Below are 18,778 nucleotides of genomic sequence, written 5' to 3'. Positions count from 1 at the left end.
AACCATGTTCACCTGGTATCGAGACGTCACCGCGCGCGAGCGCAAGACCTTCTGGGCCTGCTTCGGCGGCTGGGCCCTGGATGCGCTGGAAGTGCAGATGTTCGGCCTGGCCATTCCCGCACTGATCGCCGCGTTTGCCCTGAGCAAGGGCGAGGCGGGCCTGATCAGCAGTGTCACGCTGATCACTTCGGCGCTGGGCGGTTGGCTGGGGGGTACGTTGTCGGACCGCTACGGGCGGGTACGTACGCTGCAATGGATGATTCTGTGGTTCTCCCTGTTCACCTTCGCCTCGGCCTTCGTCACCGACTTTGGCCAGTTGCTGGTGGTCAAGGCGTTGCAAGGCTTCGGCATTGGCGGTGAGTGGGCGGCGGGCGCGGTGCTGATGGCCGAGACCATCCAGGCGCGCTACCGCGGCAAGGTCATGGGCACGGTGCAAAGCGCCTGGGCCGTGGGCTGGGGCGTGGCGGTGGGCGTGTTCACCCTGATCTATTCGTTTGTGCCGGCCGAATACGCCTGGCGGGTGATGTTCCTGGTAGGCCTGTTGCCGGCGGTGCTGATCATCTACGTGCGCCGCAGTGTGCAGGAACCCGACAGCTTCCTGCGCGAGCAGAAACGCAATGCCACCCCCTTGGGCCTGTTCGCCTCCATGGCGGGCATCTTCCGCCCGGAACTGTTGCGCGTAACGCTGCTGGGTGGCCTGTTGGGCCTGGGTGCCCATGGCGGCTACCACGCGGTCATGACCTGGCTGCCGACCTTCCTGAAAACCGAGCGCAACCTATCGGTGCTGGGGTCGGGCGGTTACCTGGCGGTGATCATCGTGGCGTTCTTCTGTGGCTGCGTGGCCAGCGGCTTCCTGGTGGACCGCATCGGCCGGCGCAAGAACATCATTCTCTTCGCCCTATGCTGTGTGTTGACTGTGCAGGCGTACCTGTTCCTGCCGCTTACCAACCAGCAAATGCTGTTTTTGGGCTTTCCCCTGGGCTTCTTCGCCGCCGGTATTCCGGCCAGCCTGGGCTCGCTGTTCAACGAGCTGTACCCGGCCGACGTGCGCGGCGCCGGGGTGGGCTTTTGCTACAACTTCGGCCGTGTGCTGTCGGCGGTGTTTCCGTTCATGGTGGGCCACATGAGCGAGAGCATGTCGCTGGGCTCGGCCATCGGTATCGATGCCGGCATTGCCTACGGGGTGGCGGTGATCGCTGCCCTGGCGCTGCCGGAAACCCGTGGCCGCACCCTGTCGGTAGATGCGTCCAACCACGCCCCGGCCGTACCTGTGGCCAAGCCGTCACGGGCCTGACCTTTTACATCACTTCACGCAGACTGCCAGCATGCCATTGACCGCTCCCACGCCTATCCTCGGCATTGACGCCCACGCCCATGTGTTCGACCGCCAGCTCGACTTTGCCGACGGCCGTCGCTACACCCCGGACTACGACGCCACCTTGGCTGACTGGCTGGCGCACCTGCGCAGCCAGGGCCTGAGCCACGGCGTGCTGGTGCAGCCCAGCTTCCTGGGTACCGACAACAGCCACTTGCTGAAGGCGTTGGCGGCGGCGCCCGGGCACCTGCGCGGCGTGGCAGTGGTGGCGCCCGATGTCAGCCACTCGCAGCTCAAGCGCATGGCGCGACTGGGCGTGTGTGGCATTCGCCTGAACCTGATGGGCCAGGCCCTGCCAGACCTGGGTTCGGCCACTTGGGCGCCGTTGCTTGAAGCCGTGGCAGACATGGGCTGGCACGTGGAACTGCACCGCCAGATCGAAGACATTCCCAGCCTGTGGGCGGCCTTGCAGCGCTACGGTTGCAAGGTGGCCATCGACCATTTCGGCCGCCCCCATGCTGCTTTCGGCACCGGGCACGCCACCTTCCAGCGTTTGCTGGAATTGAGCGAAGGCGGGCGCACCTGGGTCAAGTTGTCGGGCATCTACCGCCTGGGCGGCACCCACACCGAAAACCTGTCCTTCGCCCACGACGCGGCGCCGTTGCTGATCGAGCATTTTGGCGCCAACCGGCTGATGTGGGGCAGCGACTGGCCGCACACCCAGCACGAACAGCAGGTGGACTACGCCGGCGAGTTCGCCCTGTTCCAGAGCCTGGTGCCCTGGGCCGCGCAGCGCCGGGCGATCCTGTGCGACGGGCCGGGCGCGCTGTTCGGGTTTTGAGGCGGCACCGCTTGACGGCTGCAGAGGCTCGCGCGGCCGCCAAATGGCGCGGCATCAGTGGCGTGGCATCGACAACGCCTGTTCCTGCAACCACGCAATGAACTCACGCACCGGCGTGCGCCGTTCATGACCGGGCACGCACACCGCGCAGTAGGTCGCCGCGTTCAAGCGCACCTCGGCGCGGTAGGCCTGCAACAGCCCGCGGGCCACGCTGTCGGCCACCAGCACGCTGCTGGCCAATACCAGGCCATGGCCGGCAATGGCCGCCTGCAAGGCGTAATGCTCATCATCGTACTGGCGCAGGCGTGCCCGGCCGGGCCAGTCTTGGTGCCCGGCCCGGGCGCACCAGGTGGGCCAGTCCACCACCAGGGGCGTCTGTGACTGCCAAGGTACGCTGATCAACTCCAGCGGCCCCTGCTCGGCAATCTCCCAACCCGGCTGTGAGTACACGCCCATGAACTCGTCCAGCAGCTCGACCTGATACAGGCCTGGGTCAGGATGAATCACCGCCCGCAGCGCCAGGTGGATCGCGCCGTCGCGCTGCAAATCCACCACGTGGTTATCGGTTTCCACTCGCACGTGAATATCCGGGTAGCGGCGATGAAAATCACCCAGGCGCGGTATCAGCCACAGGCTGGCAAACGCCGCCGTGGTGCTCAGGGTCAATTGTTGGCTATCTTGAATGGGCGCAAGCGCGTGCACACTGCCCAGCAGTTCACGTAAGGCGCCATGCACCTTGTGTTGCAGTTGTTGGCCGATGTCAGTCAGGCGCACGCCCTGGCCGGTGCGCTCGAACAGCAGCACGCCAACGGTCTGTTCCAGGGTCTTGACCTGATGCGACACCGCGGCGGGCGTGACCGCCAGTTCATCGGCGGCTGCCTTGAAACTGCCCAGGCGAGCGGCGGATTCAAAGGTGCGCAGGGCAGTCAGGGGCAATTTGGCAAACACGCTCGGCTCTCGATTCGGGGGCGGGATCGCCGCCTATGAAGCGCAAGCCAAGTGCATTCGTCAAGGTGCCCCGGTAGCGGATGTTCCAGGGCCGGGGAAGGAGCGGCTCAGTCGTGGGCGTCGGGCTGCATCACCGGCACGGCTTCAAGGCGCGCGGTCAACTGGTCGACGTAGGCCTGGGCTTCCTCCTCGTTGCGGAAGGTCACCGGGTCATCGTTCAGCCAGACAAGGCAGGTGCTGTCGTTGTTGTTTTTTTCGATCTTGATCTTCATCCGTAAAGCCATCGGCAGTAAAAGTGCGGCGATATTAGCCTATTCTCCGGAGCCGTCAAATGTATCAAAAGCTGTCTGGAACGGGCCTTTTGGCTGTTTCCCGGGTTTTGCTAGATTTTGTGTATTTTTGGCTAGCAATAACTGAGCGTTCAATAAAAGCCATTGTGCCGCTCCGTAACACGGTTGAAATAAATTGAGGCTGGCTTACAAGCGCTGGTTTGAAGCAGCCCGGGCGCCGCCTTACCCTGAGCTCCCACCGTCGCCCTTGAGGTTGTCATGCAAGGCATGTCCCGTCGAATTACCCAAGCTGTTCTCTATGAAGGCATCGCCGTGCTATGTGTCGGGCCGCTGCTGGACATGCTGTTCCAGCAAGGGCTCGGCTACTCCACGGCGCTGGCGCTGGTCATCAGCCTGATCGCACTGGCCTGGAACCTGTTGTTCAACATCGCGTTCGAGCGCTGGGAACGCCGCCAACCCAACCCCACCCGCACGCCGTGGCGGCGTATGCTGCACGCCCTGGGCTTTGAAGGCGGCCTGACCCTGCTGCTCACACCCTTGGTGGCCGTGTGGCTGGGCATCAGCCTGTGGCAGGCGCTGGTGACGGACTTGGGTCTGTTTGCGTTTTTCTTTGTCTATGCGCTGGTGTTTCAGTGGGGGTTTGATCGAGTGTTTGATGTGCCTATGGCAGTCAAGGCGTAGGCTCATCGCTATATAGCTGCGAGCTCACCGGCCAGGCTGATCGCATGCAGGGCTATCGCCAGGACTGGGTGGAAATCAGCGACCCGGTTCCACGCGACACCGCCGAAGGTCCTGCGGAACTTGTCGCAGCCTGCGGCGTGGTTTGTCAGTTAAGCGCGGCCTCAACACAACGCCTTGGCTTGCGCCGCACGCCCACCGCCCAGCATCAGCCCCGACGCTTTCAGCAGCTCCTGGGTATACCCATGCTGCGGGTCGGCGAACACGCGCCGGGCCGGGCCTTGTTCCACCACGCGGCCATGCTTGATCACCATCAGGTCGTGGGCCAGGGCGTGCACCACCGCCAGGTCGTGGCTGATGAACAGGTAGGTCAGGCCATGGCGCAGTTGCAAGCTGCGCAGCAGTTCGATGATCTGTTTCTGCACGGTGCGGTCCAGCGCCGAGGTGGGTTCGTCCAGCAGGATCAGTGCCGGCTCCAGCACCAGCGCGCGGGCGATGGCGATGCGTTGGCGCTGGCCGCCGGAGAATTCGTGGGGGTAGCGGTGGCGGGTGTCGGGGTCCAGGCCCACTTCGCCCAGCACGCGAATCACCGCGGCTTCCTGTTCGGCGCGGTTGCCGATGCCGTGGGTTTCCAGGCCTTCGGCGATGATCTGCTGCACTGACATGCGCGGGCTGAGCGCCGCGAACGGGTCCTGGAAGACGATCTGCATTTGCCGGCGCAAGGGGCGCATCAGGCGCTGGCTGTACAGGGTGAGTTCCTTGTTGCCCAGGCGAATGCTGCCCTGGCAGTCCACCAGGCGCAGAATGGCCTGGCCCAGGGTGGATTTGCCCGAACCCGATTCGCCGACAATGCCCAGGGTCTTGCCCTTGAGCAGGTTGAAACTGACGCCGTCCACCGCCTTGATGTATTCGCGCTCTTTGCTGAACAGGCGCTTGGGCAACGGGAACCACACGCGCACATCTTCCACCGACAGCAGGTACTGGTCGAACATCACCGGCACCGGGCGACCATCGGGTTCCGCCTCGATCAGCAGTTTACTGTAGGGGTGGGTGGGCCGCTGGAACAGGGTTTCGCAATCAGCGTGCTCGACGATCTCGCCACCGCGCATCACGCACACACGCTGGGCGATCTGGCGCACCAGGTTGAGGTCGTGGCTAATCAGCAGCAGCGACATGCCCAGCCGCGCCTGCAACGAGCGCAGCAGCTCAAGGATCTTCTGTTGCACGGTCACGTCCAGCGCCGTGGTGGGCTCGTCGGCAATCAGCAGGTCTGGCTCGTTGGCCAGGGCCATGGCGATCATGATGCGCTGGCGCTGGCCGCCGGACAGTTGGTGCGGGTAGGCCTTCAGGCGCTTGGCCGGCTCGGTGATGCCCACCAGTTCCAGCAGTTCGAGCACCCGCTCGCGGGCGGCACGGCCGCTCAGGCCCTTGTGCACGGCCAACACTTCGCCGACCTGCTTTTCCACCGTGTGCAGCGGGTTGAGTGAAGTCATCGGCTCCTGGAAAATCATGGCAATGCGGTTGCCGCGCAGGCTGCGCAATTGCTTTTCGGTGCTGTGCACCAGTTCCTGGCCATTGAAACGGATGCTGCCAGCAGTGCGGACCTTGTTGGCGGGCAGCAGGCTGAGGATGGAGTGGGCGGTGACGGACTTGCCCGAGCCAGACTCGCCTACCAGCGCCAGGCACTCGCCACGGCGGATGTCCAGGTTGATGCCATGCACCACTTCGCGGTCGCCAAAGGCCACGGTCAGGTCGCGGATTTCAATCAGGTTGTCGGTCATGCTCAAGTCCTTGGGTCGAACGCGTCACGGCAGGCTTCGCCGATGAACACCAGCAGCGAAAGAATCAGCGCCAGGGCAAAGAAGGCCGTCAGGCCCAGCCACGGGGCTTCCAGGTTCTGTTTCGCCTCGCCCACCAGCTCACCCAGCGAGGCGCTGCCGGCGGGCATGCCGAAGCCCAGGAAGTCCAGGGCGGTGAGGGTGGAAATGGCGCCGGTGACAATGAAGGGCAGGTAGGTGAGGGTGCTGGTCATGGCGTTGGGCAAAATGTGCCGGCGCATCAGCACGCCATCGGTCACGCCCAGCGCGCGGGCGGCCTTGACGTATTCCAGGCTGCGCCCGCGCAGAAATTCGGCGCGCACCACGTCCACCAGGGCCAGCCAGGAAAACAGCGCCATGATCCCCAGCAGCCACCAGAAACTGGGGGCGACGAAGCCGGACAGAATGATCAGCAGGTACAGCACCGGCAACCCCGACCAGATCTCTTGCAGGCGCTGGCCGATCAAGTCGATCCAGCCGCCATAGAAACCCTGCACGGCGCCGGCGAACACGCCGATCAGGGCGCTGATGACGGTCAGAATCAAGGCAAACAAAATCGACACCCGTGCGCCATACAGCGCCCGCGCCATCACGTCCCGGGCCTGCTGGTCGGTGCCCAGCCAGTTCTGTCGGGTGGGCGGGCTGGGGGAGGGCTGGGTCAGGTCGTAGTTCACCGACTGGTCGCTGAAGGGAATGGGCGGGAACAGCATCCAGCCGCCCTTGGCGCTGATCAGGTCACGCACGTACTGGCTGGTGTAGTCGGGCTCGAACGGCAGCTGGCCGCCAAAGTCGGTCTCCTGATACTCATGCAGGATGGGGTAATACATGGTGCCGTTGAAACTGATCAGCAACGGTTTGTCGTTGGCCAGCAGTTCGCTGCACAGGCAGGTCACCAGCAGCGCGATAAACAGCCACAGCGACCACCAGCCACGGCGGTTGGCCTTGAACGCGGCCAGGCGGCGCTGGCCCAAAGGGGAGATCCGGAACATCAGGCAGTCCTCGCCGAGAAGTCGATGCGCGGGTCGACCAAGGTGTAGCACAGGTCGCCCACCAGCTTGATCAACAGGCCAAACAGGGTGAACAGGAACAGCGTGCCGAACACCACCGGGTAGTCCCGCGACACGGCGGCGTCGTAGCTCATGCGGCCGACGCCATCGAGGTTGAAGATGGTTTCAATCAGCAGCGAGCCGGCGAAGAACACGTCGATCAGCGCCTGGGGGATGCCGGCCAGCACCAGTAGCATGGCGTTGCGCAGCACATGGCCGTAGAGCACGCGGTTCTGGCTCAGGCCCTTGGCTGTGGCAGTGGTCACGTACTGGCGGCTGATCTCGTTGAGGAAGCTGTTCTTGGTAAGGATGGTGAGCGTGGCAAAACCGCCGATCACCAGGGCGCTGACCGGCAGCACCAGATGCCACAGGTAGTCGCCGATCTTACCCAGGGTCGACATCTGGTCGACGTTCGACGACACCAGGCCCTGCACCGGAAACCAGTTGACGTAGCTGCCGCCGGCAAACACCACGATCAGCAAAATGGCGAACAGGAAGGCCGGCATGGCGTAGCCGATGATGATTGCCGTGCTGGTCCACACGTCGAATCGGGTGCCGTGGTGCACGGCCTTGCGAATGCCCAGCGGTATGCTGATCAGGTAGGTGATCAGCGTCGCCCACAGGCCCAGGGACAAGGTGGTGGGGATCTTCTGGGCGATCAGCGTGGTCACCGGCGCGCCGCGAAAGAAGCTGGTGCCGAAATCCAGCTGCGCGTAGTTTTTCAGCATCAGCCACAGGCGTTCGTGCATGGGCTTGTCGAAGCCGTAGTGCTGCTTGATCTCCTCGATCAGGGCCGGGTCCAGGCCGCGGCTGGAACGGCTGCCGCTGCCCCCGGCGCTTTCCCCGCCACCGCCGCCCACGCCATGGCCGCCGGCGCCTTGCAGGCGGGCGATGGCCTGTTCCACCGGGCCGCCGGGGGCGGCCTGGACGATGACGAAATTGACCACCAGGATGCACAGCAGGGTGGGAATGATCAGCAGCAGTCGACGACAGATATAGCGCAGCATCTCAGTGCTCCTCGGAGGTGGGCGCCAGGGCGCTCATTTGCAGGTTGGTGAGCGGCGTGGGGCTGACCTGCCACCAGGTGTCCAGGCCCGCGTCGAACTTGGGCGCCACCTTGGGCATGCCGAAGCGGTTGAGGAATACCGTGGCGGTGCCGGCGCCGTAGTAGTTCTGGATCGAGTAGTAGCCCCACTGCAACACCCGGTCTAGGGCACGGGCGTGGTGCACCATGTCGTCACGGGTGGTGGCCTTGACCACGCCGTCTATCAGGGTGTCCACCGCCGGGTCGCGCAGCACCATGAAGTTGGAACTGCCGGGGCTGGTGGCGCTGGCGCTGCCGTAAAGGTTGTACAGCTCGCGGCCGGGGGAAATGATCGGGTCGCCGCTGCGCGGGAACTGCACCACGGTGAAGTCGTAGTCGCGGGTGTTGAGCAGGTTGTTGTATTGGCCGGAATCGATGCGCCGCAGTTCCAGGTCGATACCGATCTGCGCCAGGCTGCGCTTCATGGGCAACAGCAGGCGGTCGAAGCCGCCCTGGCCATCCAGGAACGTGAATGTGAACGGTTCGCCCTTGGCGTTCACCAGCTTGCCGTGCTCGGGGTGCCAGCCGGCTTCGGCCAGCAGTTTCAGCGCGGCCAGTTGCTGGGGCCGAATGTTGCCGCTGCCATCAGTGACGGGTGAGTGGTAGACCTGGGTGAACACCTCGTCGGGGATCTTGCCGCGCAAGGGTTCCAGGATCGCCAGCTCCTCGGCGTCCGGCAATTGGGTCGCGGCCATGTCGCTTTTCGGGAAATAGCTGCTTTGGCGAGTGTAGAAGTTGCGCATGATCTGCCGGTTGACCCACTCGAAATCCCACAGCAGGGTGAGCGCCTGGCGCACGCGGCGGTCCTGGAAGATCGGCCGTTGCAGGTTGAAGGCAAAGCCTTGGGCGCCTACCGGCAGGTCCGGTGCCAGTTGCCGGCGCTGCAGACGGCCGTCGTCCAGCGCCGGGCTCTGGTAGCCCACCATGTAGCCGCCGGAAGAGAACTCGCGGTTGTAGTCGAACGCCTGGGCCTGCAGCAATTGCCGGGCAATTTCGGTGTCGCCGTAGAAGTTCACCGTCAGCGTGTCGAAGTTGTACAGGCCGCGGTTCACGGGCAGGTCACGGGCCCACCAGTTCTTGTTGCGCTCAAAGGTGATGCTGCGCCCCGGGTCGACCTTGGTTACCCGATAGGGGCCACTGCCCAGCGGTGGTTCGAAGCCGCCGCCGTTGGCGAAGTCATGGTCTTTCCAGTAATGCTCGGGCAGCACGCGCATGGACGCCAGGTCCAGGGGCAGCGTGCGGTTGAGGTTGTTCTTGAAGTTGAAGCGCACCTGCAACGGGCCTTCCACCACCACGTCCTGGACGTCGCCGTACAGCAGCCGGAAGGTCAGGCTGGCCTTGGTGGTCAACAGGTTGTAGGTGAACGCCACGTCATTGGCGGTAATGGGCGTGCCGTCGGCGAAGCGCGCCTTGGGGTTGAGGTAGAAGCGCATCCACATGCCGTCCGGGTCGTGCTCCATTTTCTCGGCCACAAGGCCATACACGGTGTAGGGCTCGTCCAGCGAGCGGTAGGCCAGCGGCGAGTACAGCCAGGTATCGGCCTGCACCACGCCGGTGCCCTGGTCCACGTAGGGCAGAATGTAATTGAACTGGCCTATTTCCATGGACGAGCGGCTCAGCGAACCGCCCTTGGGCGCGTTGGGGTTCACGTAGTCGAAGTGCTGGAAATTGGCCGGGTATTTGGGTGCATCGCCGTACACGGTCATGGCCGTGACGGGCTCGGCGCGAACCGGCAGGCAGGCCAGGCAGAACAGGCTGGCCAGCAGAAACTTGAGGGGCTGTGACATGGTTGAAAGTCCTCGAACCGCAAAAACACTCAAGGCCTGGAAAAAGCCCCCGGCGTGGAGGGACGCCGGGGGTGCGATATCGCAGGCAGATCGATTGGGGGCCGGAGCGCAGCCCCGTCGACCTCGGTCAGAAGTGGTAGGTCATGCGCGCGAACAGGGTGCGCCCCAGCGGATCGGCGTAGCGCGGGTCATAGCCGCTCTGGAAGGTGTAGGCCTGGTTGGAGAACGGTGGGTCGCGATCGAAGATGTTCTTCACGCCCACGTCCAGGTCCAGCACCTTGTTGAAGGTGTAGCCTGCCGACATGTCCCACAGCGAGTACGAGCTGACACGGCTGTTGGTGGTGGGGTCGTAGTCGTTGTAGCCAGTGGTGAAGCGGTTGGTGATGGAGGCGCGGTAGGCGTCGTAGTTCCAGCTGCCGGTGATGTTGTGCTTCCAGCGCTGCGCCACCTGGTCACCCTGGAAGTCGCCGACACGGTCGGTGTAGGCACCGCCGATGGTCTGCTGGTAGTCGTAGCGGGTAACGTAGGTGCCTTGCAGGTCCAGGGCGAACTGGCCGATGGGGGTGAGCGGGAAGCGATAGTCGAGGCTGACGTCGATACCGCTGGTTTTCACGTTACCCAGGTTGGCAAGGCCGGTGACGATGTGGTCGATGGAACCGTCGGCGGCGCGCACGATGCGGTCGGCGTATTCGTCGGGGTGGGCGAACACTTCAGACTCGGGGAACTCCTCGATCTGGCCGGCGATCTTGATCCACCAGAAGTCCAGTCCCATGGACAGGTTGCGTACTGGCTGGTAGACGAAGCCCAGGGTCACGTTGCGCGCGGTCTCGGGCTTGAGGTCCTGGTTGCCGCCGGTGCTGTTGAGGAATTGCTGGTTGCAGTCGCGACCGCCGTTGCCGCCCGGGCGTACCACGCCGCCGGCGCACAGGGTAGGGTCGTTGTAGTTGCCGGCGGTGAAGGTGGTGTAGGTGGGGTTGTTCAGCTCATACAGCGACGGCGCACGGAAGCCCTCGCTGTAGGCGCCGCGCATCACCAGTTCCTTGAACGGCTGGAAGCGGAAGGTGTACTTGGGGTTGGTGGTGCTGCCGAAGTCGCTGTACTTGTCGTGGCGAACCGCGGCACCCAGTTCCAGGCTGTCGATCACCGGCACGTTGATTTCAGCGTATTCGGCGCTGATGCTGCGGTCACCCGACACCGAGCTGTTGGGGTCCACGCCCAGGCTGGACAGGTCACCCGCCCAGTCGGCCACCGACTCATGGTATTTCTCCTTGCGGTACTCGCCACCCAGGGCCAGGCCCACGGGGCCGGCGCCGAACCAGTCGCCGATTTCGCGGGTGACCTTGCCGTCCAGCGAGGCCACGCGGCCGGTGGAAACGGCATAGGCGCCGTGGTAGGTGTTGGCGTCGATGAAGGCCTGGCCGGCGTCGGTCTGCGGGCCGAAGGGGTTGAGCAGGCCGCTGGCCAGGCCGCTGGTCAGCGCCGAGTCGCTGGCGTAGCCGCCGGTGACGCTGTTGTAGACCTGGTTCTGGTTGTAGCCTGCGCCCACGTTGTAGTCCCAGCCGCCCACGGTGCCGTCGAAGCTCAGCACCAGGCGTTGGCTGGTGTTCTGGTCCTTGGAGGTACGGTCGCCGGCGGCGGTTTCACGCCAGTTCACGCCCACTGGCTGGGTGGGGTCGAGGGTGAAGTTGGTGGGCAGCGGGGTAATGCCGTTGCCCGGGTAGTAAGGCGAGGACGGTGACAGGCTCAGGCCGGTCAGTGGCGCCGGGGCCACGCTGGTGCTGTTGTCGTTGCGCGACCAGAAGTATTCGAGGTTGACGTTGTGATCGTCGGCCAGCTTGCCGGTGGCCTTGCCAAAGAACGAGGTGGATTCGGTCTGCGGCAGCAGGTCAATGGAGTTGCGCGTGCTGTAGCGGCACACGCCGTTGCTGGCGATCAGGTTGGCGCCGCTGCACGCGCTGCCCAGGGGGTTGGCGGCGTTGCCGTTCTGGCTGTAGTTACCGGGGAAGGCGGTGCCCGAGGTGTTGTCCAGGCCTCGACCGGGCACGTAGTCGCGGTCGAAGCTGCGATCGTTGGCGTCCAGGTTCTGCTGGGTGCGGTAGTTGAACACGCCCATGACGTTGAAGCGGTCCTTGTCCAGGTCGCCGTAACCCCAGCTGCCGCTCATGTCCTTGCTGCCGCCGCCACCGCTGTTGGTGGGGTCTTCGCCGCCCAGGGTGAGGGTGCCGTCGGTGAGGGATTTCTTGGTGATGAAGTTGATCACCCCGCCGATGGCATCGGTGCCGTACAGGGCCGAGGCGCCGTCGCGCAGCACTTCCACACGGTCGATGGCGGCGAAGGGGATCATGTTCAGGTCCACCGCGCCGCCCTGGGAGTCGGTCCCGGACATGGCGTTGTTGGCCAGGCGGCGGCCGTTGAGCAGCACCAGGGTCTTGTTGGCGCCAATGCCACGCATGTCGGCAAAGCTCGCACCGCCGGTGGCGGCGCCCACGGAGCCGGCCGAGTTGCCGATGGAGTTGTTGCCGGTGATGCGCTGCATCAGCTCGGCGGTGGTGGTCACGCCCTGTTTTTCCAGCTCGGCGGCGCGCAGGATGGTCACCGGCACGGCGGTTTCGGCGTCGACCCGGCGAATGGCCGAGCCGGTCACTTCAACCTTCTGCAACTGGGTGGTGGCCGGTGCTACCACGGCGGTGGCCGCGGTGCTGCTGTCATCGGTGCTGTCGGCGGCATGCACGGCGCCGATGCCCATGGCCATCACGTACAGCGGCACCATGCGGTGTCGTTGCAGGGTGGCCGCCAGTGGTTTGAGGGTGAAACGTTGCAAACTCATCAGCATGGTAATTTCCGACTTTTTCAGACGTTTGTGAAATGGCCTTGTGAGCCCTCTTTTTTCCGGATGGGTTGTGCCGGCCCCGGATAACTCCTTTGCTGCTGGCAAGCCGCTCCCCTGCAGGGCCCAAGGGGGCCCCGCACAGGTGCAACGGCTTGTGTTACGGCGCGCGGCCGGGCTGTCTCATCCCCCGCCCGGCTGGCGCGTCAACGCGAGGTCATCACCGAGATCTTGGTGATGCCCGAGCGCTCGATCGAGGCCATGGCCTTGGCCACCTGGCCATAGTTCACGCTGGTGTCCGCCTGTAGCTGGACACGCACCTCGGGGTCTTTGGCCTTGACGTCCGAAAGGCTTTTCTCCAGCAGTTCGGGGGCGATTTCGCTCTTGGCCAGGAAGAACTTGCCGTCCTGGTCGACGCTGACCACCACCGGGTCTTTCTTCTCGGCAGGGGCCACGGCGTCGGTTTTCGGCAGGTTGACCTTGATGGCGTTGGTCATCAGGGGGGCGGTGACGATGAACACCACCAGCAGCACCAGCATCACGTCCACCAGGGGCGTGACGTTCATTTCGCTGAGCACTTCATCGCTGTCTTGGGTTGAGAAGGACATCAGCTGGCCTCCCGCACGCCAGTGGCATGTTTGTGCGCGATGGGCTCGCGGCTCACGGCGAAGGCGCTGCGCTGGGCCAGGCTGTCGAAGTCATGGGCGAAGTCGTCCATGTCAGCCATGGCCAGCTTCAGGCGGCGCAGGAAGAAGTTGTAGATCAGCACCGCCGGCACGGCTACGGCAATACCTACGCCGGTGGCGATCAGCGCATGGCCAATAGGGCCGGCCACGGTTTCCAGGCTGGCCGAGCCGCTGGCGCCGATGCTTTGCAACGCTTCCATGATGCCCCACACGGTACCGAACAGGCCGATGAAGGGCGCGGTGCTGCCGATACTGGCCAGGATGGCCTGGCCGGCTTCCAGGGCGCGGCGTTCTTTCTGGATCTGCTGGCGCAGGTTACGCTCCAGGCGGTCCTGGCGGTTGATGGTGTGGGCCAGTTGCTGGGCGTTGCGCGGGTTGTCGTCGCTGGCCATGGCTTCGAAACCGCTGTTGGCGATGCGCGCCAGTGAGCCGGGGTACTGGGTGGAATGCTCGGCGGCAGTGAGCAGGTCGGGGGCGGCCCAGAAGGCGCGGGTGAACTGTTTGTTCTGTGATTTCAGGCGCAGGTATTGGGCCGACTTGATCAGCAGCAGGCCCCAGCTCAACACCGAGAAGAACACCAGGGCCCAAAGGACACCCGGGACAATCATTGCGGACATGGATGCGTTCATGGTTTTACCTCGCACAACATAAAAGGGTTGAGTTCGTTTACTGCGGCAACTTGAAGTCGATGGTCTGGGTGGCGAAGCCTTCTATGGGCGTATCGCCGCGCTTGGCCGGGATGAACTTCCAGTTGCGCACCGCTTCCACCGCGGCCTGATCGAGCTGCTCTTTGCCGCTGGACTTGGTCACCTCGACGCTGCCGGCGCGGCCGTTGGGCAGCACCTTGATGCGCAGCACCACCGTGCCTTCCCAGCTGCGGCGCAGGGCCAGCGACGGGTATTCGGGCGGCGGGTTGCCCAGGCTGGCCAGCCCGGAAATGGCCGCCGATTCCTTCACCGGTCCAGGCGCTGCGGCAGGCGCGGCGGGGGCGGGAGTGGGGCTGGGCGGCGCACTTTGCGCAGGGGCCGGTGCCGGTGCGGGCGGTGTCGGCGGCGTGGGCATTTTCACCGGTTGCGGTTTTTGCACCGGCTTGGGCTTCTCTACCTTCTTGACCACAGGCTTGGGCGGCGGCTTCACGGCGTCCGGGTCTTCCTCGGGCTCTGGCGGCGGTGGAGGCGGCGGCGGTGGTGGTGGTTCCGGCGGCGGCGGCTCGGGCGAGGGTGGCGTGGGGCTGGTCAGCTCCACGGTCATCTCCGGCACTTGCGGGGCCACTTCCGGCACGGGCTCCTTGGCCTGTTGCACCAGCCACCAGCCCGCAGCGTGCAATACGATGGAAACAGCCGCCAATAACAGGATGTGCTGTTTCTTCAATGTACCGAGGCGCGAAGTATTCGGTTGAAACGGAATACGAGGCCAAGGGGCTGCCACAGTGCCGGAACTTGGCGCCAGGGCTGGCTTCTTTTTTACCGCATCATTCATCAAGTCTCCCTCGAATAAAAAGAAGGGCAAAGGGTGTCCGCTCAAACATTGCGTTGAATATTTGATTGTGGTGCGGCGCAATAAAAGTGAAAGCGCTGAAGTCTACGCACGTGCGTCAGAATTCAGTCTTTTCAGTTAAGAAGTGGTGGGCTTGTACGGTTTCATGACGCCTTCCTTTTTATCATATGTACGTAAATGTACGAGTGTGTGCCTGAATGACTACAGAGCAACCGCTGTGCCAAAAGCCTTGTTCCAGAGGCCCTGGCGCGAAACTGGGCCGGTGATGTCGCATTCCTGTAACTTTTCCATGGCCCCAGGCCGAACGGTACCCTGACCGGCAATAGCGCTGCCATCATGGGGTAAGTTTCAGGCTGCACGAGGCCGTGATCACAATGTGGGTTAAACATTGAATCAGTGAAGTGCAGGTTGATAAGTCACTGTGCACCAATCCGGAAAGTGCGGATTTAATTGGTGCGTCTGGTTAATGGCTTATGGCGTCATTCAATCATCCAAGTGGTTGGCGATAGGGAGCCGCTGTCGCCAGGCTGCGCGGGCCTTTATAGGCACTGAAGATTAACAGTGCACATAAGGGTCCACGCAGCCTGACAGCAGGAGCTACAACTTATAAAAAAGCCGAACAGGTTATTTCAATAAAAAACACCCCGGAGCCGCGGAGGGGATCGCGGCCCGGAGTGGTGAAACCAGGTCCAGGGTCTGTATGAAATGTATTCCAACGAAGGTCAGGCAAGGCGAAAACAGGCCAGGAACGGCCGGGGTCGCGCTCGACTTTGACTGGTTGTCAATGAGCATTGCGAGCCTGTTTTCAACGCAGCATGGCCGAGCCGGGATGCATTCCATACAGAGCCTAGAGCGTGAGGGTGAAACGGTCGATGAGTGCACCGGGCAGCAACAGCGTCTGCGCATCGCGCTGGGCGTAGGTGCTGGTGCTGATGCGCAGGCTTTGCTCGCGTGTCAGTGCCACCAGGTGGTCACCGAACAGGTCGTACAGGCTGTCATCGAAGCGCATGGTGTCGATGGGCGCGATAATCTGCCCCTCTTCCACCCAGAAACTGGCGAAGCGGGTCATGCCAGTCAGGCGCGCCAAGCCTACGTCCGAATAGTTCAGGTACCACAGGTTGCCGATGTACAGGCCGGTGCCCAGGGCTTGCAGCACGTCGGCACTGGGCAATTGCCCGGCGGCCATCACCAGCGACGAAGGTTTTTCATAGGTGTCGGCGCCGTTGGCCACCAGCCCGTACTCTTGGGACGAGCGCGAGCTGACCATTTGGCCTGCCAGTTGGCCGTTTTCGATCAGCACCTGGTCTTGGCGCAGGCTGCCTTCACTGTTGAACAGCGGTTCAAGGCCAGTGGAGGCCATTTCGCTGATCGACACCTGTGGCGACAGGCTCGCGCTTTTCAGTTGCAGGGCTTGCAGCGGGCTGTGGCGGGTGGCCAGGGCGCGGGCGGAGAAGCCGTCCCATTGCAGCATGCTGATGATTTCCTCCACCGCAGCCGGTGCCAGGTAGGCCCGGTAGTGCCCGGGGGCCAGGGTCTTGCGCGGCTTGCCCAGGTGCGCCAGTTGCTCGCGGCCCTGGGCGAACTGTGCGGCCAGTTCATCGGCGTCCCACTCGCTGGCGGCGTAGGTGATTTTCACCGCTTCGCCGTTGGCGTGGAACAGGCTGAAATCCAGGCTGGCGCTGATTGCCACGTGCCAGCCGCGGCCGCCCCAGGAACTGGCAAAACCCCGGTACATCGGGCCGCCGGCGTAAATGCCGACCATGTCCAGGCCTGCGCTCAAGGCGCCCACCTGCTCAATCAGTTCATCGGCGCCGGGCAGGCTGCCGTCGGGCAGGCGGTCGCTGGCGAACACCTGGTTGTCCAGTTGCAGGTAGGGGTCGGCGGGCAGCACGTCCAGCAGCGCGCGCAGTTGCACCAGGGCTTCGCCCAGGCGGGCGCGGTCGGTGTCCACGTCGCCGGTCAGGTTCAGGGTTTCGCTGGCGTGGCGCTCGTTGCAAATCAGCCGCAAGGTGGCGTCGATCTGTTTCACCTGGCTGGCCTGGCGAACCTGGCCATGATTGAAACGGATGAATTGCGACTCCTCGGCGCTGTACCACAGGGAGAAATGCTCGCCGGTGGCCAGTTGCGTGTGCAGCCATTGTTCCAGCAGGTCGAAGGAACGGCGGTAAAGGGCATGGTTCAGGTGCGAAGTATTCATCAGGCTTGGCCCCCGAAGCAGTCGATTTGCGTGAACACACAGGGCGGGGAGGCATGCCCCACGGTGACCGCCTGGTTGGGTTCGCCCTTGCCGCAGTTGGGGGTGCCCATCACCTGGAAGGTGGAACGGTCGCCCACGGCGCTCAGGTTGCGCCAGAACTGCGAGGAAATGCCGCGATAGTTGGGGTTCTTGACCACGCCGGCCAGCTCGCCGTTTTCAATCAATTGCGCCCACTCGCAGCCGAACTGGAACTTGTTGCGGGCCTGGTCGATGGACCAGGAGCGGTTGGTGGCCATCAGGATACCGTGCTCGATGTTGCCGATCATCTGCGCCAGGCTTTGGTCGCCCGGCTCTACGTTGAGGTTGGCCATGCGGTCGATGGGCGGGCGGTTCCAGTCGCAGGCGCGGCTGTTGGCCACACCCTCCAGGCCGCTGCGCGCCTGGGACAAAGCGCCGCCCAGGGGGCGCTTGAGCATGCCGCCCTCGATCAGCAGGTGCTTGCCGGCGGCCAGGCCTTCATCGTCGTGGCTGTAGCTGGCCAGTTCATCGGGCACGCTGGGGTCGAAGCTGACGTTGAGCAGGGGCGAGCCATACTGGTAACTGCCGAACATGTCCTGGGTGACGAAACTGGTGCCGGCGTAGTTGCGCTCATCGCCCAGAATACGGTCCAGCTCCAGCGGGTGACCGATGGACTCGTGGATCTGCAGAATCATCTGGTCGGGCATCAGCAACAGGTCGCGCGGCCCTTCCGGGGTGTTGGGCGCGGCCAGCAGTTGCAGGGCCTGGTCGGCCACCTGGGTGATCTGGCCGATGAAGCCGGACTGGTGCACCAGTTCGCTGCCGCCCTGGCGGGCAATGGCCCAGGTGCGGCGCTGGCTTTGCTGGCCGTCGAACGCGGTCACGTCCAGTTCCGGGAAGAACAGCCGCTTGTGGCTGGCGATCTCGCTGCCGGTGCTGTCCACGTACCATTGCTGGCTGTCGGTGATGTTCAGGCCGGCCGACCAGTTCACCAGACGATCGTGTTGGGGCACCTTGGCCGATTCTTCGCGCAGCACCTGCAGCCAGTGCCCGGCATCGGGCAACGGCAGGTCCAGGGCAGGCGAGCTGTAGCGGCTGTGGGCGGCCTGGCCTTGCAGCGCCGGCAGGCTCAGCAACGCGCGCTGGCCCATGGCGTGGGCCAGCAGCAGCGCCTGGTCATAGGCCTGCTCCAGGCCCTTGTCGGTGAGGTCGCTGGTGGCGGCGAAGGCTTCATTGCCATTGACCCGCACGCACAGCATTACCCCGCGGCTACGGTGGCGGCGGGGCGGGTCGACAATGTTGCGGGTCACGCGAAGGCCCAGGCTGTCCTGCTGGACGTAGCGCAGGGAGTGAAAATGACTGGCCCCTTGGTGGGCCTGGTTAAAGCGGGACAGCAACACCTTGAGGGAGGACGGTACTTCGAACATGTATTCGACTTCCTGTTCTACTGCTGGAGAAGTCATCGCTTTTGACGCAACTTCTGCACTGGTAATGGACAGGGTAACTGCCCGTTGTTTGCAAATGGTGCATTGTGTGCACCGGCGGATCCAATGAAAAGGGGATCCTGACATCGCTGTCGGTTTCCTTTAGAAAGAAGTGTGCCAATTGTTGTACCTTCGTACCAGAATTGAGTCGAAGGTCAGGAAGTGGATACATCCCAGGTTGGCCATTCGCCTTTCAATCCGCGCCGAAACGGCGTCGATCAGCTGTGGCCGTGCTGCCAGGCTACAGATCGACAGCGGGGGGC

At 63.8% G+C, this 18,778-nt stretch carries 15 protein-coding genes; 3 read left to right on the top strand and 12 right to left on the bottom strand.

Annotated elements, in window-relative coordinates; genetic code table 11:
* Nucleotides 1-4 precede the first annotated feature (4 nt).
* Together PMM47T1_RS13420 and PMM47T1_RS13415 are read left to right on the top strand one after the other, a co-directional pair.
* Nucleotides 5-1,294: an MFS transporter gene (locus PMM47T1_RS13420; RefSeq protein ID WP_008369634.1), complete on the top strand. Its 1,290-nt coding sequence runs from the start codon at nucleotides 5-7 to the stop codon at nucleotides 1,292-1,294.
* Between the two features lie 31 nt (nucleotides 1,295-1,325).
* Complete coding sequence (locus tag PMM47T1_RS13415) at nucleotides 1,326-2,156, top strand: amidohydrolase family protein (RefSeq protein WP_008369631.1); 831 nt, start codon at nucleotides 1,326-1,328, stop codon at nucleotides 2,154-2,156.
* A gap of 54 nt (nucleotides 2,157-2,210) precedes the next feature.
* Here PMM47T1_RS13415 and PMM47T1_RS13410 read toward each other — a convergent pair whose 3' ends face one another.
* Nucleotides 2,211-3,104, bottom strand: coding sequence for a LysR substrate-binding domain-containing protein (locus PMM47T1_RS13410; RefSeq protein WP_008369629.1), 894 nt, complete (start codon nucleotides 3,102-3,104; stop codon nucleotides 2,211-2,213).
* A 107-nt stretch (nucleotides 3,105-3,211) separates the two neighbouring features.
* Nucleotides 3,212-3,376 carry a hypothetical protein gene (locus PMM47T1_RS30100; protein ID WP_177323379.1) on the bottom strand — a complete coding sequence of 55 codons (165 nt, stop codon included), beginning with the start codon at nucleotides 3,374-3,376 and terminating at the stop codon, nucleotides 3,212-3,214.
* Between the two features lie 276 nt (nucleotides 3,377-3,652).
* Between PMM47T1_RS30100 and PMM47T1_RS13405 the strand changes: the two genes are divergently transcribed.
* Entirely contained in the window at nucleotides 3,653-4,075 is a 423-nt protein-coding gene (locus PMM47T1_RS13405; protein ID WP_008369627.1) for a PACE efflux transporter, read from the top strand.
* A gap of 161 nt (nucleotides 4,076-4,236) precedes the next feature.
* Here the strand turns inward: PMM47T1_RS13405 and PMM47T1_RS13400 are convergent, their stop codons facing one another.
* From PMM47T1_RS13400 to PMM47T1_RS13355, 10 genes are all read right to left on the bottom strand, one after another.
* Nucleotides 4,237-5,853, bottom strand: a complete 1,617-nt coding sequence (locus tag PMM47T1_RS13400) for an ABC transporter ATP-binding protein (RefSeq protein WP_008369625.1) — start codon at nucleotides 5,851-5,853, stop codon at nucleotides 4,237-4,239.
* A gap of 2 nt (nucleotides 5,854-5,855) precedes the next feature.
* A complete protein-coding gene (locus tag PMM47T1_RS13395; RefSeq protein WP_008369622.1) occupies nucleotides 5,856-6,878 on the bottom strand; it encodes an ABC transporter permease in 1,023 nt (340 codons plus the stop codon).
* A complete protein-coding gene (locus PMM47T1_RS13390; RefSeq protein ID WP_008369619.1) occupies nucleotides 6,878-7,942 on the bottom strand; it encodes a microcin C ABC transporter permease YejB in 1,065 nt (354 codons plus the stop codon). The genes PMM47T1_RS13395 and PMM47T1_RS13390 overlap by 1 nt, the downstream gene beginning before the upstream one ends.
* A 1-nt stretch (nucleotide 7,943) precedes the next feature.
* The gene (locus tag PMM47T1_RS13385) at nucleotides 7,944-9,806 is read right to left on the bottom strand and encodes an extracellular solute-binding protein (protein ID WP_008369617.1); all 1,863 of its coding nucleotides are present in this window, start codon (nucleotides 9,804-9,806) and stop codon (nucleotides 7,944-7,946) included.
* Nucleotides 9,807-9,933: 127 nt separating this feature from the next.
* Nucleotides 9,934-12,639 carry a TonB-dependent receptor gene (locus tag PMM47T1_RS13380; RefSeq protein WP_008369615.1) on the bottom strand — a complete coding sequence of 902 codons (2,706 nt, stop codon included), beginning with the start codon at nucleotides 12,637-12,639 and terminating at the stop codon, nucleotides 9,934-9,936.
* Nucleotides 12,640-12,839: 200 nt separating this feature from the next.
* On the bottom strand, nucleotides 12,840-13,241 hold the full coding sequence (locus tag PMM47T1_RS13375) for an ExbD/TolR family protein (protein ID WP_008369613.1): 402 nt from the start codon (nucleotides 13,239-13,241) through the stop codon (nucleotides 12,840-12,842).
* Nucleotides 13,241-13,927: a MotA/TolQ/ExbB proton channel family protein gene (locus tag PMM47T1_RS13370; protein WP_008369611.1), complete on the bottom strand. Its 687-nt coding sequence runs from the start codon at nucleotides 13,925-13,927 to the stop codon at nucleotides 13,241-13,243. The genes PMM47T1_RS13375 and PMM47T1_RS13370 overlap by 1 nt, the downstream gene beginning before the upstream one ends.
* A 58-nt stretch (nucleotides 13,928-13,985) precedes the next feature.
* Nucleotides 13,986-14,798 (bottom strand): energy transducer TonB, encoded by an 813-nt coding sequence (locus tag PMM47T1_RS13365; RefSeq protein WP_008369609.1) that lies wholly within the window; start codon nucleotides 14,796-14,798, stop codon nucleotides 13,986-13,988.
* A gap of 865 nt (nucleotides 14,799-15,663) precedes the next feature.
* The gene (locus PMM47T1_RS13360; RefSeq protein WP_008369607.1) at nucleotides 15,664-17,013 is read right to left on the bottom strand and encodes a TldD/PmbA family protein; all 1,350 of its coding nucleotides are present in this window, start codon (nucleotides 17,011-17,013) and stop codon (nucleotides 15,664-15,666) included.
* Entirely contained in the window at nucleotides 17,013-18,458 is a 1,446-nt protein-coding gene (locus tag PMM47T1_RS13355; RefSeq protein ID WP_008369605.1) for a TldD/PmbA family protein, read from the bottom strand. The genes PMM47T1_RS13360 and PMM47T1_RS13355 overlap by 1 nt, the downstream gene beginning before the upstream one ends.
* Nucleotides 18,459-18,778 lie beyond the last annotated feature (320 nt).

This window comes from Pseudomonas sp. M47T1, from assembly GCF_000263855.1.
GTDB lineage: Bacteria > Pseudomonadota > Gammaproteobacteria > Pseudomonadales > Pseudomonadaceae > Aquipseudomonas.
The sequence above is the reverse complement of the archived record's forward strand: the minus strand, read 5'-3'. Positions and strand labels throughout refer to the sequence as shown.

What these genes read in the sequence shown, in the direction of transcription:
- PMM47T1_RS13420 (WP_008369634.1), top strand. Translation starts at nt 5, where the DNA reads ATGTTCACCTGGTATCGAGACGTCACCGCGCGCGAGCGCAAGACCTTC.
- PMM47T1_RS13415 (WP_008369631.1), top strand. Translation starts at nt 1,326, where the DNA reads ATGCCATTGACCGCTCCCACGCCTATCCTCGGCATTGACGCCCACGCC.
- PMM47T1_RS30100 (WP_177323379.1), bottom strand. Translation starts at nt 3,376, where the DNA reads ATGAAGATCAAGATCGAAAAAAACAACAACGACAGCACCTGCCTTGTC.
- PMM47T1_RS13405 (WP_008369627.1), top strand. Translation starts at nt 3,653, where the DNA reads ATGCAAGGCATGTCCCGTCGAATTACCCAAGCTGTTCTCTATGAAGGC.
- PMM47T1_RS13400 (WP_008369625.1), bottom strand. Translation starts at nt 5,853, where the DNA reads ATGACCGACAACCTGATTGAAATCCGCGACCTGACCGTGGCCTTTGGC.
- PMM47T1_RS13395 (WP_008369622.1), bottom strand. Translation starts at nt 6,878, where the DNA reads ATGTTCCGGATCTCCCCTTTGGGCCAGCGCCGCCTGGCCGCGTTCAAG.
- PMM47T1_RS13390 (WP_008369619.1), bottom strand. Translation starts at nt 7,942, where the DNA reads ATGCTGCGCTATATCTGTCGTCGACTGCTGCTGATCATTCCCACCCTG.
- PMM47T1_RS13385 (WP_008369617.1), bottom strand. Translation starts at nt 9,806, where the DNA reads ATGTCACAGCCCCTCAAGTTTCTGCTGGCCAGCCTGTTCTGCCTGGCC.
- PMM47T1_RS13380 (WP_008369615.1), bottom strand. Translation starts at nt 12,639, where the DNA reads ATGCTGATGAGTTTGCAACGTTTCACCCTCAAACCACTGGCGGCCACC.
- PMM47T1_RS13375 (WP_008369613.1), bottom strand. Translation starts at nt 13,241, where the DNA reads ATGTCCTTCTCAACCCAAGACAGCGATGAAGTGCTCAGCGAAATGAAC.
- PMM47T1_RS13370 (WP_008369611.1), bottom strand. Translation starts at nt 13,927, where the DNA reads ATGATTGTCCCGGGTGTCCTTTGGGCCCTGGTGTTCTTCTCGGTGTTG.
- PMM47T1_RS13365 (WP_008369609.1), bottom strand. Translation starts at nt 14,798, where the DNA reads ATGAATGATGCGGTAAAAAAGAAGCCAGCCCTGGCGCCAAGTTCCGGC.
- PMM47T1_RS13360 (WP_008369607.1), bottom strand. Translation starts at nt 17,013, where the DNA reads ATGAATACTTCGCACCTGAACCATGCCCTTTACCGCCGTTCCTTCGAC.
- PMM47T1_RS13355 (WP_008369605.1), bottom strand. Translation starts at nt 18,458, where the DNA reads ATGTTCGAAGTACCGTCCTCCCTCAAGGTGTTGCTGTCCCGCTTTAAC.